Annotated in this window: 14 protein-coding genes; 9 read left to right on the top strand and 5 right to left on the bottom strand. The window is 44.1% G+C overall.

Annotation, left to right across the window (positions count from 1 at the left end; all coding sequences use genetic code 11):
- Together QUB66_RS28545 and QUB66_RS28540 are read right to left on the bottom strand one after the other, a co-directional pair.
- Positions 1-623, bottom strand: a 623-nt coding sequence (locus QUB66_RS28545) for an Rpn family recombination-promoting nuclease/putative transposase (RefSeq protein ID WP_332970616.1), incomplete at its 3' end; no start/stop codon positions are given.
- Between the two features lie 65 nt (positions 624-688).
- A complete protein-coding gene (locus tag QUB66_RS28540) occupies positions 689-868 on the bottom strand; it encodes a hypothetical protein (protein WP_332970615.1) in 180 nt (59 codons plus the stop codon).
- A gap of 177 nt (positions 869-1045) precedes the next feature.
- Here QUB66_RS28540 and QUB66_RS28535 point away from each other — a divergent pair, with 177 nt between their 5' ends.
- The 3 genes from QUB66_RS28535 to QUB66_RS28525 are packed head-to-tail and all read left to right on the top strand — an operon-like array spanning position 1046 to position 6379.
- A complete protein-coding gene (locus QUB66_RS28535; protein ID WP_332970614.1) occupies positions 1046-3457 on the top strand; it encodes a dynamin family protein in 2412 nt (803 codons plus the stop codon).
- A gap of 55 nt (positions 3458-3512) precedes the next feature.
- Positions 3513-4076 carry a hypothetical protein gene (locus QUB66_RS28530; protein WP_332970613.1) on the top strand — a complete coding sequence of 188 codons (564 nt, stop codon included), beginning with the start codon at positions 3513-3515 and terminating at the stop codon, positions 4074-4076.
- A gap of 11 nt (positions 4077-4087) precedes the next feature.
- Positions 4088-6379 (top strand): dynamin family protein, encoded by a 2292-nt coding sequence (locus QUB66_RS28525; protein ID WP_332970612.1) that lies wholly within the window; start codon positions 4088-4090, stop codon positions 6377-6379.
- Positions 6380-6568: 189 nt separating this feature from the next.
- On the opposite strand, the gene QUB66_RS28520 is transcribed toward QUB66_RS28525, so the two are convergent.
- Positions 6569-7465 (bottom strand): Rpn family recombination-promoting nuclease/putative transposase, encoded by an 897-nt coding sequence (locus QUB66_RS28520; RefSeq protein ID WP_332970611.1) that lies wholly within the window; start codon positions 7463-7465, stop codon positions 6569-6571.
- A 278-nt stretch (positions 7466-7743) separates the two neighbouring features.
- Here QUB66_RS28520 and ccsB point away from each other — a divergent pair, with 278 nt between their 5' ends.
- The 3 genes from ccsB to tilS all read left to right on the top strand — a co-directional run bounded on the left by ccsB (position 7744) and on the right by tilS (position 10852).
- Positions 7744-8814, top strand: coding sequence for a c-type cytochrome biogenesis protein CcsB (gene ccsB / locus QUB66_RS28515; protein WP_265234717.1), 1071 nt, complete (start codon positions 7744-7746; stop codon positions 8812-8814).
- A 184-nt stretch (positions 8815-8998) separates the two neighbouring features.
- On the top strand, positions 8999-9424 hold the full coding sequence (locus tag QUB66_RS28510) for a KGK domain-containing protein (protein ID WP_332970610.1): 426 nt from the start codon (positions 8999-9001) through the stop codon (positions 9422-9424).
- A gap of 297 nt (positions 9425-9721) precedes the next feature.
- A complete protein-coding gene (tilS, locus tag QUB66_RS28505; protein ID WP_332970609.1) occupies positions 9722-10852 on the top strand; it encodes a tRNA lysidine(34) synthetase TilS in 1131 nt (376 codons plus the stop codon).
- A gap of 2 nt (positions 10853-10854) precedes the next feature.
- Here the strand turns inward: tilS and hmpF are convergent, their stop codons facing one another.
- Together hmpF and QUB66_RS28495 are read right to left on the bottom strand one after the other, a co-directional pair.
- Positions 10855-12603 (bottom strand): pilus motility taxis protein HmpF, encoded by a 1749-nt coding sequence (gene hmpF / locus QUB66_RS28500; protein WP_332970608.1) that lies wholly within the window; start codon positions 12601-12603, stop codon positions 10855-10857.
- Positions 12604-12707: 104 nt separating this feature from the next.
- Positions 12708-12833, bottom strand: coding sequence for a hypothetical protein (locus tag QUB66_RS28495; protein WP_265234721.1), 126 nt, complete (start codon positions 12831-12833; stop codon positions 12708-12710).
- A 326-nt stretch (positions 12834-13159) separates the two neighbouring features.
- Between QUB66_RS28495 and QUB66_RS28490 the strand changes: the two genes are divergently transcribed.
- From QUB66_RS28490 to QUB66_RS28480, 3 genes are all read left to right on the top strand, one after another.
- The gene (locus tag QUB66_RS28490) at positions 13160-13351 is read left to right on the top strand and encodes a hypothetical protein (protein ID WP_332970607.1); all 192 of its coding nucleotides are present in this window, start codon (positions 13160-13162) and stop codon (positions 13349-13351) included.
- Positions 13352-13498: 147 nt separating this feature from the next.
- A complete protein-coding gene (locus QUB66_RS28485; RefSeq protein ID WP_332970606.1) occupies positions 13499-14173 on the top strand; it encodes a transposase in 675 nt (224 codons plus the stop codon).
- A 113-nt stretch (positions 14174-14286) separates the two neighbouring features.
- The gene (locus QUB66_RS28480; protein ID WP_265234724.1) at positions 14287-15489 is read left to right on the top strand and encodes an RNA-guided endonuclease InsQ/TnpB family protein; all 1203 of its coding nucleotides are present in this window, start codon (positions 14287-14289) and stop codon (positions 15487-15489) included.
- The last annotated feature ends 112 nt before the right edge of the window (positions 15490-15601 follow it).

Here is a 15601-nt window from a genome sequence, read left to right as displayed (position 1 = left end):
GTTTCCTCAAGCGTAATCCCTAGCATCGCCTCTGCCTCCCTTCGGTTCAAATTTGTAAACTTGTAAACCAATATTGTCGTCAGCATCTCTATTATGGCCCGACTCGCGGCTTCCGATTCCTCGCGCTGCGATCGCGCCAGCAACAATCGCGCAGCTTCCGGCGTACTCGCTTCATCGAGGGTTGTCAACGCCATCAGCGCCACTCCCAGCGGCAACTGTTCGATCGCGCCCAACTCATCCAAATATACCAGATGCACCTGATTGCTGCTCAAGAGCGATCGATAGGGATGCGTTTCTGATTGTTCAGTCGATCGACTCGGATAAATTACCACCGCTTCCCAATCAGTAAATCGCTGGCGGTTGCGGTAAAAATACAAAAATGACTCACCAAACAATCGCTCATAAAGCAATTCATCCCTCTGAAACTGCACTTCACAGAAATATACAACTCCAGGTTCAGCATCCGGTGGCAAAAACACCCCATCAATTTCAAACTTCGGTTCCTTAACCGCCACTGAATCAAATCGATACTGTTCCGCATTTGATGGTGACTCGGACAATAGCTCAAACAGCAGCGTCGGAGTTTCTTGAAAGAACTTGTAAAAGATTGAATCTCGACGCATTAACTCAACATCTCCTCTAGCCTGTGCAACTTATCCAACCGTCGCAAAAACAGCAAGTCGGTAATCTATTTAATTAATTCTAGTCGATGTTGCGGGCGATCGACTATTTGACTGTGCGGGCGATCGGGCTTTGGGCAATATGGGTATAATTTATCACAATTGAGAGCGATGATTCGGCGATCGGGCGATCGTTTCAAACCTGCATTCAGCAACGCCCGCCGATCATCTGATTGAAGACCTGCCAAAATCTGAAGAGCCTGTTTATCAAATTATTTAAAGAAAGTGCGATCGTATCTTGACAGGTATGGTATGATGATGCCCTATAGTCATAATTAAACAGTGCGGGTGTCAGCCCTCTATCAGTGGCGACTCAAATATGTTAACTAGGATACATATTCACTATCAACACCAGTATTTAACACATGAGTAAACAATTATACAAAGTTTTTGACGAAGTAGAATTCAAAGCTCAACTGCTTGCTAAATACTGGAATAATTTTTATACAGAAATTTCTGAACATTTACCAGATACATATCAGCCTGAAATGCAAGAACTGTCTATAAAATTAGACGAGGCTTTAAGCAATCTGGTTGATGAACTTCGTAATCCGACTCTGACTCTTGCGACTACAGGAACCACCAGTAGCGGGAAAAGCACTTTGGTAAATTTGTTATGTGGAGCCGAAATTGTTCCTGTAGCCGTAAGTGAAATGAGCGCTGGGGCAGTCACTATCGAATATAGCAAGGAAAAGTCTCTAATAATCCATGAAACACCAGGAGCATTGTGGGAGTGTGGAGAATGGAGAGGTATCAGAGACGAGAAAATTTATCAGCGCTTATATGAAGCAATGATAAGTTATATCGAAAATAGAGAAAAACAACCGAATTTAGCTTGTCCACAATCGACAATCTTTTACCCTTTCCGGCTTGTCAAAGAGTCAAAACTAGAACTGCCACAAGGAACTAGGGTAAAAATTCTTGATTTACCTGGTTTGGCCTATGTGGGCGATCAAGGTAACGCAAATGTGATTCAACAGTGCCGAGAGGCATTGTGCATAGTAACATACAATAGTGCAGAAACCGATGCACAGAAAGTAAAAAGCTTGTTGCAAGAAGTTGTACAGCAGGTTAAAGATTTAGGTGGTTCGCCTGCGCGTATGCTCTTTACTCTAAATCGTATTGATGTTTTCCGAGCCGATAGAAATTGGCCTGACACAGAAAATCGCTTTTTTGAAAATGCTATCCGCAGTATTCAAAATGAATTGACTGAACAATTAAAAGAATATACAGAAGATATTGAGAAGTTGAAGGTTGTAAAACTTAGTACATGGCCTGCGCTACTAGCCCTTCAGATCCAAAATCATGATGAAATATTCAGTGTTGATGCGTGTAAAAAAGCGGACAACAATTTCAATGGACTAATTGATGAAGATATATTAGAAGATTTGCCACGTAACGTACAAAAATGGTCTAGACACGACCGAAACCGAGTTTCTGAATCATTATGGAAAAAATCTTATGCAGAAGAGTTTCAGCAACACTTAAGGGAACATATTACTGAACACTTTCCACAGCTAGTAATTCCACAAATTATAGAACGTTTTAATCTGGCTGCTGGAAATGCCGTAGCGGAATGGGCAACACAAACAACAACAGCTATTCTTAATAGTTCGGAAGAACGCTATCAACAGGAATGCGAAAATATATCACGCATTAGGTCATCACTTGAAGGCTTCTTAGAAACTAGCGATACAAACTTAAAACAGCCGTTTGAAAGACTAGATACAAAAGTCAAACAGGTTCTTGCAAAACAATCACAAGATGACGTTGTGAATTATATAAGAACCGTAATTAGGGAACTCCAACAGGAAGAGCCATACAAGAAATTAGGAGAAAAATTATTTCCACTTCATTCATGGGAGAAGGAATTTCAAAAAGGAATTACCCAAGTCTTAGAAGCAGTGGCAAAGTCTTTAGAAACTGGAAGGGTAGAGTTAGACAGTCCGAATTTAAAAAGAGCAAATGTTTTAAATGTCAATTTACTCGCAAGAAACTTGAACCGTTTAGTTAACTTAGGCTACACGGCTTCCGTTGCTAAAGAAGGAAAAACAATGGAAGCAAGAACAGAGGCAGATAAAAACAAACTCAAACAACTCAATGAGGAACTTAATGAACTAGCTATCCATCTTAACATTGTTATACAGGATGTATTAAAACAGATTTCTACTCAAGAATTAAATAGAATTCATCAGGCTGTGTCCGAATTGTTTCGTTGCCACTTGTCTTATTTTGAAAATGGAGCAAATTCTCGTGCACCTGACATAGCGATTAAATTTCCTGAATCAGAACTGATTAAAGTCGAGAGTAATTTAAAATTTAATTTTCGGTTTAAAGCAGGATTTGCTATTACACAAGGGACTTGGGAAGAAGCAGTACAGGTTCCAAAACAAAAACGAACTTGGTATACATTGTGGATAGGTAAAAAAACCATTTATGAAACTGAGTATCAACCACGTTCTAGTGATAATGCTGAACTACCCAGCACAGAAAAATTACTGGAAGGTTGGATAGAGCAGGCGAAAGGGCAAGAGTCAGAAAGAGTAAATCAAGTTGCACGCTGGTTACTAGAACAAATTGAGTGTCTAAAAAAAAATGTAGACAAAATTCAGAGTGATATTATTGACCGTTATCAGGAAAGACTCGATAAGGCAAACCAAGAAATTACTCTAGATTATGAAAAGCAAAGAAACATTTGGCAACCTATGAAACAAAAAGCTCAAAACCTAGCAGAAGAATTTTCGAGCTTGGACATAATCTTAAAACAGGAGTGTTAAATTCAAATGAGTATTAAGGAACGCAAATCAAATTTGCTATTGGAGCGATAAAGAAATGGATTTTGAAAAAATTAGGGATACTGCTAAAGTTATCCAGGATGTTGTTGGTACAGCTATCCAGGATTTTGTTGCTGCTACAGCTACCAAATTTGTGGAGCGGCCAAATTCTCAAGAACCAAAGAGGAAGCAAATACAAGGAGAATCATCAAATAATAGACCATCTCTACCTCCTTCTCCAAAAAAGTCTTCCGTGTCTGTAGCTTTGTGTCTTATTGTTCCAGCATCGGTGGTGGGAAATATCAGAGAAAATCATACAATTAATGTCTCTGATATAGAAACACTAATAGAAAATGCTTCATATTTTCTATGTACAAGTCCTGAAGATGCGAATATCATACAGCAGCGTTTAAAATTAACTGAGGAAGATATTACAGATGTAAGTGAACAAAGAGAATTTTACGTCAGGATTGACATTGCTGATGGGCCAGAAATGATTGGGAAGAAAGTTCAATATATTTTAAAAAGAAATCTTCCCCCAAATGGACAGGGTACTGTTAAAGAATTAGATTGTCTGGAATATCTATCTGTATCTGGTTTAGAAAACTTTAACCGCGTTTAAGGAATATATCAATGGACTGGAAAACAGCATCTTCTTACTATGAAACTCGTCTTAGCGACGCTCTAAACGTGCAGCGACACGCGGTTAATTTAGCTATGTTACCCCAAGCTGAAGTTCCGGCTCGATTAAAAGACGTACTTTTACAAGAAGCAGAACCAACTCGTCGCCAACTTGAAAGACTCAAAAAGCGTGAGTTTCGCATCGCTGTTGTCGGGCTAGAAAAAGCCGGAAAAAGCACATTTATTAATGCTTGGCTGCAATGTGATTTACTTCCAGCGAAGGGAGGAAGATGCACATTTACAACCACCCAAATTTATTCAGTTGAAAACGAGTCCGAACAAAGGCTGGAAGTACAAGCGAGAACCGAAGAAGAGTTTATCAACTTACTCAAAGAACTGGAGAAAGTAGGGGCAAAAGAAGACCTAAATACTATACGAGCCAACGAAATAACTTTACAACAGGTAAGAAGAGAAGGTAATCTGACTTTTCCTTTTACTAGACTCGAAGATATTAGAGAACCACTCAAGAAGTATGTAGCAGATGAAAAGTATGCTCACGCTGTTTTAGAGGCGAGACTTTATACTAACAAACTTGCTCAAGCTGAAGGGATTGTTTTTTATGATGTTCCCGGTTTAGATTCAGGTTTAGCAAAGCACGTTGATGAAGCACAAGCAATGCTCTCTGACTGTGATGCGGTGATATTGGTACAGCGGTTTACTAGCCTCCGAGAAAAGGAACTAGAAATAATCAAGTTTACCGAACTTGGCGATAAAAACGTCACCGTTGCTGATAAGCTTTTTGTATTTTTAAGTCGGATTGATTCATTAGGTAGTTCAGAAGCCCTTAAAACACATATTGAAGAAGCATCTCAAGACTGGTTAAAGCGCGCAAAGCTTCCACCTGAACGCATTGTATATGGTTCAGCCGGAGCCTATCTAATTTTGAATGGTTTAGCAGGAGAACAGACTAAGTTAGAGATTGGGGATGCAAGTAATATCGAAGCTCAGTTGAAGAGACTGACTGGAATTACCGATGAAGAAACTCTGAATAAAACTGGTACTGGAATTCCCGAAATTAAGGAAAAAATATTTAACTATATCAACACTGAGCGTGTCTCGATTTTAAAAAAAAGATGCGAAGCTTCTATCAATAAAATTTTCACCAATTCCGAACAGATTTATATTACAGTCAGCAAAAAGTATCCAGAAAATCCTGAAGAAGCCAAGCTATTTGAAGAAAATAATCGGCGGGTTTTATTTACAGAATGGTGGAATCAAAAATGGGAAACAATCAAAGCTGATTTACAAAAATACTATGAATATTCTGTGGTCAACAAATCCTTAGACAGTTCTAATGCTAAGTCATTCACTCAAATAGAAAAATTTAGAGAACGATATTTACAAATCGTTGACAATGAAATGCAGAAACTCAGGGAGGAAACATTTAAAAAGAAAGATACTATCTTTCTTGCTAACTCCAATCCAGAGTTTGACCGCATGAAAGCCAATTTTGCTTGGCGTGATGATTTGTACGGTGATATTAGTAAGCTTCTCTCTGCAATTGCTCATCAACTTGCTTTAGAACTTAAGGATGAAGCATTAAAATTAGTTGAATACATGACAAGTTTATTATGGGAAAGTAATCAAGTAAAACCCAGGCTCATTGAAAATTCAGAGGAATATTTTTTAGCAAAACTAGAAAATAGCTTAAGTGTATTATTTTTACGCTTTGCTCGTCCAGTTGCTGAAGCGCTGATTCGCGGCCCAGTTAATAGTGATACTCGAAATAAAATCATCAAAAGTTTAGGAGTAGATATTGAAATTATTGATAACTACTATAGTGGTGAAGAAGCGGCCTTTAGGGTTCTCAAGAAATATGTAAAATATGGTTCAGATTTACTATTTAATTCTGAGATTCGGCAACAAGTATTAGGAGTTACAGGAGTAGCAACACAAATTGCTGGGTATGTTTATCAAGATATAAAATTGCCTCAAGAATCTGTAGTTTTTGAGGTAGAAAATGATATTAATGCGTTTGAAGAATACTTACGCTATGCAATTTTCAGTGCTGCTGGTTTCGAGTCATACTGTATTCAAGAACTGAAGGGTTTAGTTGATAGTTTCCGAGACAAAGAAGGTACTTGGACTGGCGTTGCTCTCAATGAGTGGTTGCAGGGAAATCCACTTTTGTTTGCTGAAATACCTTATAGCTTGAAGTCACAAGAATCGAATTTAGAAGTGAGCGAACGATTGAGGCAATTATCTATTGCTTTAAAAAGAAGTCGATCGCCGGAGGTACTGTGAGTGACTGAAAATACAGGAAAATCGCCGAAAAAATACCCGCCCCGATCGCACGCTTAACATCCTCCCAGCAACAGCGGACGCACTTTCATACCGCCCCAGAACCCAGTCAGCGGAGGGGGAGTAAGTTTGAGGCTTTTGTTCGCGTAAATGGCGCGATCGCCTCCTCAAACGTAATCCCCGCGCATCGCCTCAATCTTCTTGCGGCAAATTCTCCAGCCAAACCTCTAAATCGGCGATCGACTGAAAATCTAATAATTCCTCTGCTAAAGTTTCAATTTGCTCGATCGACAAATCAGAAATTTTAGTGGTGATAGATTCCGGCAAAGTTCCAACTCGCCGATTGAACAGACGGCGATTTAACTGACGTAAAATCAAAGATCTTCCTTCTTGTTCGCGGCCTTGCACAATGCCTTGCACAACGCCTTGTTCGAGCCCTTCTTCCTTAGCTTCCCGATAAAACCGAGTTTCCTCAAGCGTAATCCCTAGCATCGCCTCTGCCTCCCTTCGGTTCAAATTTGTAAACTTGTAAACCAATATTGTCGTCAGCATCTCTATTATGGCGCGACTCGCCGATTCCGATTCCTCGCGCTGCGATCGCGCCAGCAACAATCGCGCAGCTTCCGGCGTACTCGCTTCGTCGAGGGTTGTCAAAGCCATCAGCGCCACTCCCAGCGGCAACTGTTCGATCGCGCCCAACTCATCCAAATATACCAGATGCACCTGATCGCTGTTCAAGAGCGATCGATAGGGATGGGTTTCTGATTGTTCAGTCGATCGACTCGGATAAATTACCACCGCTTCCCAATCAGTAAAACGCTGACGGTTGCGATAAAAATACAAAAACGACTCACCAAACAATCGCTCATAAAGCAATTCATCGCGCTGAAACTGCACTTCACAGAAATAGACAACTCCCGGCTCAGCATCCGGTGGCAAAAACACCCCATCAATTTCAAACTTCGGTTCCTTTACAGCAACGGAGTCAAATCGATACTGTTCTGCATTCAATGGTGACTCTTCCAATAGCTCAAACAGCAGCGTCGGAGTTTCTTGAAAGAACTTGTAAAAGATTGAATCTCGACGCATTAAGTCAAAATCTCCTATAGCCTGTGCAACTTATCCAAAATCCGCAAGCCAGAATCAACAAGCGTGACTCATCGCCCGGTTGACAGTCGTCTCGCGGGTCAATAGTAGCTTGTTTGATGCGTCCACATCTAGCGCGCGATCGCCCGCGGGCACCTCAACAACCGCCAAAAACTCATAATTGCCACAAAAATTCAAAATCCCAAACCCAAAACTCCCGAAGCCCAGTACGATCGATCTAGTTAGCAAAAATAAGTAAAAACCTTACGAGGGTAAATTATATGGATCTGGTCGTACTTCAGAACTGGCTGGACAACATCTCCTTCGCCATCCTGTTCTCAACAATGCTCATCTACTGGGTAGGCGCAGCATTCCCCAGCATTCCCTACCTGGCCGCCCTAGGAAGCGCAGGAATGGCCGTCGCTAACCTCTCCATCGCCGCCCTACTCGGTTCTAGGTGGATAGAAGCCGGCTACTTCCCACTCAGCAACCTCTACGAATCTTTATTTTTCCTAGTTTGGGGCATCACCGCCATCCACCTAGTCGCCGAAAACATGAGCCGTTCCCGCCTAGTCGGAGTAGCCACAGCCCCCGTAGCAATGGCAATAACCGCCTTTGCCGCCCTGACACTCCCCGACACCATGCAATCGGCAGAGCCCCTAGTACCCGCCCTCAAATCCAACTGGCTGATGATGCACGTTAGCGTCATGATGCTCAGTTACTCAACCTTAATGGTAGGAGCATTACTGGCGATCGCCTTCCTAATCGTCACCCGCGGCCAAAAAATCGAACTCACCGGCAGTTCCTTCGGCACCAACAGCAGCCGCAACGGCAACTACCGCCTCCAACGCGCTCAAAACCCCGAATCTCCAACCATCGAAACCGTCGCCGACAGCGCACTAGCTTTCAGCGAACCATCTTTCAACTCCAACAATAACGGTTTGGGCACCACCGCAGTGCTCGAATTAGCCACCGTTCAAACCGCATCAACCGCCCCAACTCAAACCGCAGAACTTCTCTCGCCCCAGCGCTTGAATCTAGCAGAAACTCTTGATAATATTAGCTATCGCATCATCGGTTTAGGATTCCCATTACTAACAGTGGGGATTATTGCCGGTGCCGTTTGGGCTAACGAAGCTTGGGGCTCATACTGGAGTTGGGACCCCAAAGAAACTTGGGCACTAATTACCTGGTTAGTATTTGCAGCCTACCTACACGCCCGCATCACTCGCGGCTGGCAAGGAAGGCGCCCAGCAATTTTAGCCGCCACAGGTTTTGTAGTAGTTTGGATTTGCTATCTAGGCGTCAATCTGTTAGGCAAAGGTTTACATTCCTACGGTTGGTTTTTCTAATAAAAACTGACAACTTGTTACCGTTAAATGCTCGCTGTTCCCTCGCGCAACTACCGCGAGTGGGGCCGCACCAATCCCTCACACAGGTATCCAAGTCTAACCAGATTTGATATCAAAAAATCAACCGAAAAAAGTCAACATTCAACTGACTTCTTTACTCAAATTTACTCAAAGGCAAATAGACATGGAAGAGTCGCAAATATTTCTCAAAGAAGACGATGTTTTGTCTACCCCTGCCACAGCTTTAATGTACCAGTGCACATTCAAAGTTGGGGAATTTATGACGATTATGCAGTCAAAATTGCTAGAAGAAAGACTATTTACCGACGGCATGGATTGCGAGCTTTTAAGTTCAGGAAAAGCCTGGACACAAGGAAAAATTAGATTGCGGCTAGAGTTCATCCCCCTCGCACCTGAGGTGGAAGAACAAAAAGCCCTTCCCGCTGCCCCAGAAGAATCAGACAGCCCCCAAAACAACGCCGCAGAGAGCTTCGACGAAACTTATCAAGATGAGCAAATAGATGTCAGCGACTCAACAGAAATAAGTAACGATTTTGCTGTTTCTAGGTATCCAGACAGCAACCCCCACAGTCGAGGAATGTGGAGCTAAGCTGCTACTTACGGGAGAGGGAAAGGAGGAAGATTTTTAAACTTTAAATTCAGAGTTTTGAATTGAAGAGTTTAAAACTGCACTGCCCTCCTACAACTGCCAACCCTGAGCGAAGCCAAACGGCAACTATACTGCCACGCCCACTGCTTTCCTAACAACTAACAACTGTCAACTGACAACTGACAACTAACAACTGTCAACTGTCAACTGACAACTGACAACTAACAACTGTCAACTGCTTTCCTAACAACTGTCAACTGTCAACTGACAACTGTCAACTGACAACTGTTAACCGTAATGCCTGAATCTTCAAACTGGACACACCTCCACGCTCAACTGCACCGGACACTGCTACACAGACAAATACTGCCCTCAAATCAGCGATTGTTAGTAGCAGTATCCGGCGGACAAGATTCTCTGTGCTTAATTAAATTACTGTTAGATTTGCAGCCAAAATGGGGCTGGCAATTAGCAATTGCTCACTGCGATCACCGCTGGCGTTCCGATTCCCAATCCAATGCCAATCATGTAGAAAATTTAGCTAAAAATTGGGGAATATCCTACTATTTGCAAACAGCCTCCGACATCCCCAAAACCGAAGCAGCCGCCAGACAATGGCGGTATCAAGCTTTAACCGAAATTGCGTTAGCGAAGCCCGCCCCTACGGGAGGCTCATCAACGAAGAGGATCGCCCACAACTACTCCTACATCGTGACAGGCCACACAGCCAGCGATCGCGCCGAAACACTCCTCTACAACCTAATTCGTGGCAGCGGCGCCGACGGACTTTCCGCCCTCACTTGGACACGCCCCCTTGCCGATTTACGTTTGGAGAATTCCGGCGACAATCCCCAATCCCAAATCTATTTAGTTCGTCCCTTGCTCGAAATCACCCGATCGCAAACAGGTCAATTTTGTCAAGACCAAAAACTACCAATTTGGGAAGATTCCACCAATCAAGATTTGCAATATGCCCGCAACCGCATTCGATCGCAACTATTACCCTATTTAGAAACTCATTTCAACCCAAGAGCATCGACAGCCCTCTCCCAAACAGCCGAACTCCTCCGCGCCGATGTCGAATATCTCGAACTTGCAGCCAGCGACTTACTACAGCGAGCCATCTCTCCAACTACAAACAACCCCCAGGTGCAAATTCAACTGCCAATCAAGCTAAATTGCCAGATTTTGCGAGACGCACCCTTAGCCTTACAGCGGCGCGCAATGCGGCAAGTATTGCAACAAATATTACCCTCCGCACCCAGTTTTGACAGCGTAGAAAAACTCACCAGCTTAATCTCAGCGCCCAATCGATCGCAAACCGATCCATTTCCCGGAGGAGCCATCGCCCGAATCGAAAAACCTTGGATCGCCTTAGCAAAGCCCGCCCCTACGGGGGCTGCGCCAACGAAGAGGATCGATATTTAATTTTAAGCGCTGGGCAGAAAACCCGAAAGAGCTTGCCGCAAATCAGAAACCACCTGATCTTGCTGCTCTCCAGTTTGCTGCACGCGATCGAGTTCAGCCCCCACCGCTGTCAGCTTTTGGCGCAGCCCACTCAAATTGTCCTGCACCGGCTGCAACATCTCTTGATAAACATTCACCCGCCCCCAGAGTTCCGCCACAGCACCCTTCTCGTTAAATAAATTCTGCTCCAACTGCTTAAGTTCATTGCGTTTCGCCTCACTTTCCCCATTTTGACGGTTGACATTTCCCTCAATTTGAGATATAGCCTCCTCCACCTGCTGAATTTCCTTTTCCAGCCCTTGCAATTCTTCGCTTTGCTGCTGGCATTGAATCTTGAGCTGTGCGACGATCGGGCCCAAATCAATATCTCCGGGCTCCGTTTTTTGAGGATTAGCAGTACCCAAGCGACGCCACAACACCGCCTGATGCTGCTTCAAAACATTCTCCCGTTCCTGCAAGCGGAGGCGCTGTCCCACCAGAGTTTCATTCAACATCTGATAACTTTCGAGTTCATCAGCCATTTCATTTTCCAAAGCCATGCGATCGTACTCGCTAGCAGCTTGAATTTTCGCTTGCAGCTCCTCAATTGTCTCCTGCTGGAGAGTCAACTCCTCCTCCTGATCATTAACAAACCGGAACACCTTTTCCAAATCCTGTTGCAAATGTTGCACCAGCCCCTGCAACTCCTCAACCGGCATCCTTTCCAGAGCAGACACATCCACCACCTGCTCCAGAGCTACCGAGCCCGAACCAGAAGCCAGCCCGGAGAGTTGCCGGTACATATCCTGAACAGCCCTCACCTGCAAAGACATAGATTGAGTCTGAGCCTGCTTAGCGCTGAGAGTACATTGCAGCCCCCTAAGCTCCCCACGAGCTTGCGCCAAAACATCTTGAGATTGATACCAATCCTGCTGGCGATTTTGGAAGCCCTGCAAAAGTCGATCGACCTCTTCCTGCCGTTGCTCAGCGTTTGCCCGTTTTTGCTCCAACTGCTGCCAGTGCAGATCCAGAATTGCCTGCTGAGCTCCCACAACACCAACAGACTGATTCAGTTGTTCCCGAACCTCACGCGCCGCAGAAATTGCTCCTCCCAGCTTGTTCATCAACCCCTGAATCCTCAGTGCCTGTTCCTCATCAACCACAGCCCCCTGCCCCGCCTGAGACTGCTGCTGAGCCACCTGCTGCTGTTCGCCCCGCAACTGTTCCCAAGCCGTATCCATTTGGGCGCGGCTGCGATCGACTTCCGCTCGCAATCCATTAGCCTCATCTCGAATACCTTCAATTTCCGAGCGTTGAGCCTCCAGCCGCTCCAACTCCTCCTCCATCTGAGCCAACTGCTCCTCGCGGGCTTGCATTTCCATTTCCCGGCGATTAAGCTCTTGACTCGAAAACGTCAGAGAAGCTTTCCACTGCTCAATTTCCTCCTCCTTATCCTTAAACTTGTCCTGCAATCGCGAGAAATTTTGCAGAATGCTCACCAACTGGCGGGCAGCCTCCTGAATTCGCTGCACCTGCTTGCTAGCGCTCAACTCCACCAGCACCAGCGTGCCGTCGTTAAACTTATTAGCTTCCTCAACTGGAATCGCGTCATCACCCGGTACGGCGCTCCAATTATGTTCGCCCCGCTGACAAGCTAGCAGTTTCAGTTCAGCCTTACCGCCACCGAGACCAAAGCCGCTTCTCTGTTTTTGTACTTCTGCTAGATACAGCACACTAATAGTCCTCTATGAAGGTGTCGTTTGCCCGATCGGGAGATAGCATCCTTTTTCAACTGTCTTCGGCACTCGCGCACAGCACTGCTTCTCTGGCACTGCGTCTAGAAAGCACTGCCGCCGCCCACTTTCTCAACGAATGGGAGAGCAGTATTAATGCCACTTGATTCAAGACTAGCAAAACTGCGGGGACTACCATAGCCCAAAGCCGAAAAAGGTAAGTCAGTCAAAAACTTTCTACTAATTGTACCAGGCTTTAGTTGCGGGTCGATCGCGATCTCGCCCTTAATTATCCAAAGCGGGTGTCCTCGGCAGGCGGACTAGGGATTTGAACCACGCTGCCTTAGAATAGTTATCAAGCGAGCCTGTGACTGAGCCACAGGGGAGCAAAAAAGTCAATAGTTTAAGACATAACTCAACCGCAAAGACCAACAGCGCCCGGTAAACGTCAAAATTTTGGTGATCGAAGACTTGAACCAGTCGTCCCTGCCAACGTTGCGCGATCGCGCAACGCCCGGATAATTGTGTGATCTGGATTCTACGAGTTTAGCCGACAGTGGAAATACCAGGTGAAACTCTACACTGGGAGAATGCCGCTTTCTGCCACGGTTTCAGCTTGTGGACTGGTAGCGTGGCCGACTTACCGAAAAGGTCGCCTTCGGGCCCCGTCATCAGCTTGACGGCTTTTTATTTAAGCTGGGAAGCCTGGAATAATGGAGTTCAAAAAACTCAATCATTCTTCATCTAAAAACCCAATCATGCACTGTAAAATAGTAGTATGAAAACATTAAAGTTTAAGCTGTATCAATACAAACGAAATAGATTCATCAAGCGGTCAATTCATGCCGTTAGACCAATCTACAGCCATTGTATTGCACACAAACGGGACTCCCGGATGTGGTGTCAGCACTTAAACTGTGCCAAAGTTCAATTTTTTATTGCCCAAATACGGCAACAAAATTTATTTTCACAATTAGTAACTCAAGCAGTACAAGACATTTGCCAGCCGATCGAAAAAGCCGATGGGTTGTTGCTTAAACACAATAAAAAAGGAGTCCGCCCGCCGAATTCCAAGAAGGTTCGCCAATATAAATCATTCACGCTCAAACAAGCTGACTACAAGTTTATAGGTGAAAACAGAATTAAAAATAGGAGTCGAGTTTGTCAAGATTGGAATTTCCGAGAAATTGAAGAAAAGGTCAAAAATTTAACCATTAAACTGACCTTAAGTGAGTTATTTATGGTCGTAGTGATTGAAGAATTTGCCTGGTCAGAAATCAAGTACAAGACGAGTAAACTCCCTGGACTTGATTTTGGTCTCAAAGTATTTCTCACAGTTTCAGATGGCACTAAAATTGCATCACCTCAATTCCTTAAACAATCTCTCACTGTCATCAATCAAGCTAGTTGCAAACACTCTCTTAATCAGGTGAAAGATTCGGCTAACCGTGAAAAAGCTAAAAAGAATTTAGTCCGCAGATATGAAGAAATTGTAAATCGTCGCTATGATTGGTTTGGGAAACACGCTCACGATTTGACCAAAAAGCGAGACACAAGCCCCTGGCTTTAGACATGGGAACAAGTCGGCAGCGGTTTCAACCGCCTTCTTTTCTTTCTTCAAATGAGTCATATTCTTAACATATCTATTTATGTCAATGGTTGTTCTGATGCTAAAATAGTTTTATGAAACAAAGATACAAGTACCGCATATATCCAACTCCTCGGCAAGTTCACAATCTTGCTAAATTGTTCGGTTGTTGCCGCGTTGTATGGAACGATTCACTAGCATTATGTAATTCATCCGAAAAGCTACCAAGTAACGGAGATCTGCAAAAGACTTTTATTACTCAAGCCAAGAAGTCGGAAGAACGAGAATGGCTGGCAGAAGTTTCAAATATTCCTCTTCAGCAATCAATTGCCGATTTAGGGGTGGCTTGGAAAAATTACTTTGATTCATTCAAAAGTAAGCGAAAAGGTCGGAGAGTTAGCCGTCCCAAATTTAAAAAGCGTAACAGCAGGCAGTCGGCACGATTTAGGATCGGAGGCTTTTCCATCAAACAGGGAAAAGTTTATCTTACCAAAATCGGAAAGCTCAAGGTTGTCTGGTCAAGAGAATTGCCATCTTCACCAAGCTCGGTCACGGTAATTAAGGATGCTGCGAACCGATATTTTGTCAGCTTTGTCGTTGAAGTCGTTCCAACAGTATTACCCGACAACGGGCAATCGGTCGGTATCGACCTTGGTATCACAGACTTCGCTACCCTGAGTACAGGCGAGAAAATAAAAGCTCCCAAGCCTCTTGAAAAGCATCTAAGAAAGCTGCACAAGGCACAGCGCAAGTTAGCCAGAAAAAAGAAAGGTAGCAAGCGAAGGGAATTAGCGCGTCGCAGAGTTGCAAAGATTCACGCCAGAATTTCTGATATTCGCAACGATTTCCTACACAAATTGAGCAATAGAATTATTCGCGAAAACCAAGCAATAGTTCTAGAAGACCTCAACGTTGCTGGCATGATGAAAAACCGTAAATTATCCCGTGCTATTTCCGATTTAGGCTGGCGAATTTTTCGGACAATGCTGTTCGCTAAATCAGAAATGTACGGCAGAGATTTCAGGGTTATTAGTCGCTGGGAACCAACCAGTCAACGCTGCTCTTGCTGCAAACAGATTGGTGGAAAGAAAGAACTTTCAGTCCGTGAATGGACTTGCTTATTTTGTGGAGCAGTTCACGACCGAGACGAAAATGCAGCAATTAATATAAAAGTCGCGGGCGGATTGCCTGAGACTATAAACGGACGTGGAGGACGGAGTAAGACCACATCTAATGTGGCATCTTCCATCGAAGCGTCAACCCACCAGTTCCCTAGACAGTTGTCGTTGTTTGGGTAGATTGGAATCCCCCTGATTTATCAGTGGGGAGGATATGTGCGATTCGTTGCAGATGAATCACGGTCAAGTCCGTAAATAACTCTGCCAGCCAAGACTCCCAAGTCTAGCTGAA

Source organism: Microcoleus sp. A2-C3 (assembly GCF_036706065.1).
Taxonomy (GTDB): Bacteria; Cyanobacteriota; Cyanobacteriia; order Cyanobacteriales; family Microcoleaceae; genus Microcoleus.
Note: the sequence above shows the minus strand (reverse complement) of the source record. Positions and strands in the feature narration are given on the sequence as shown.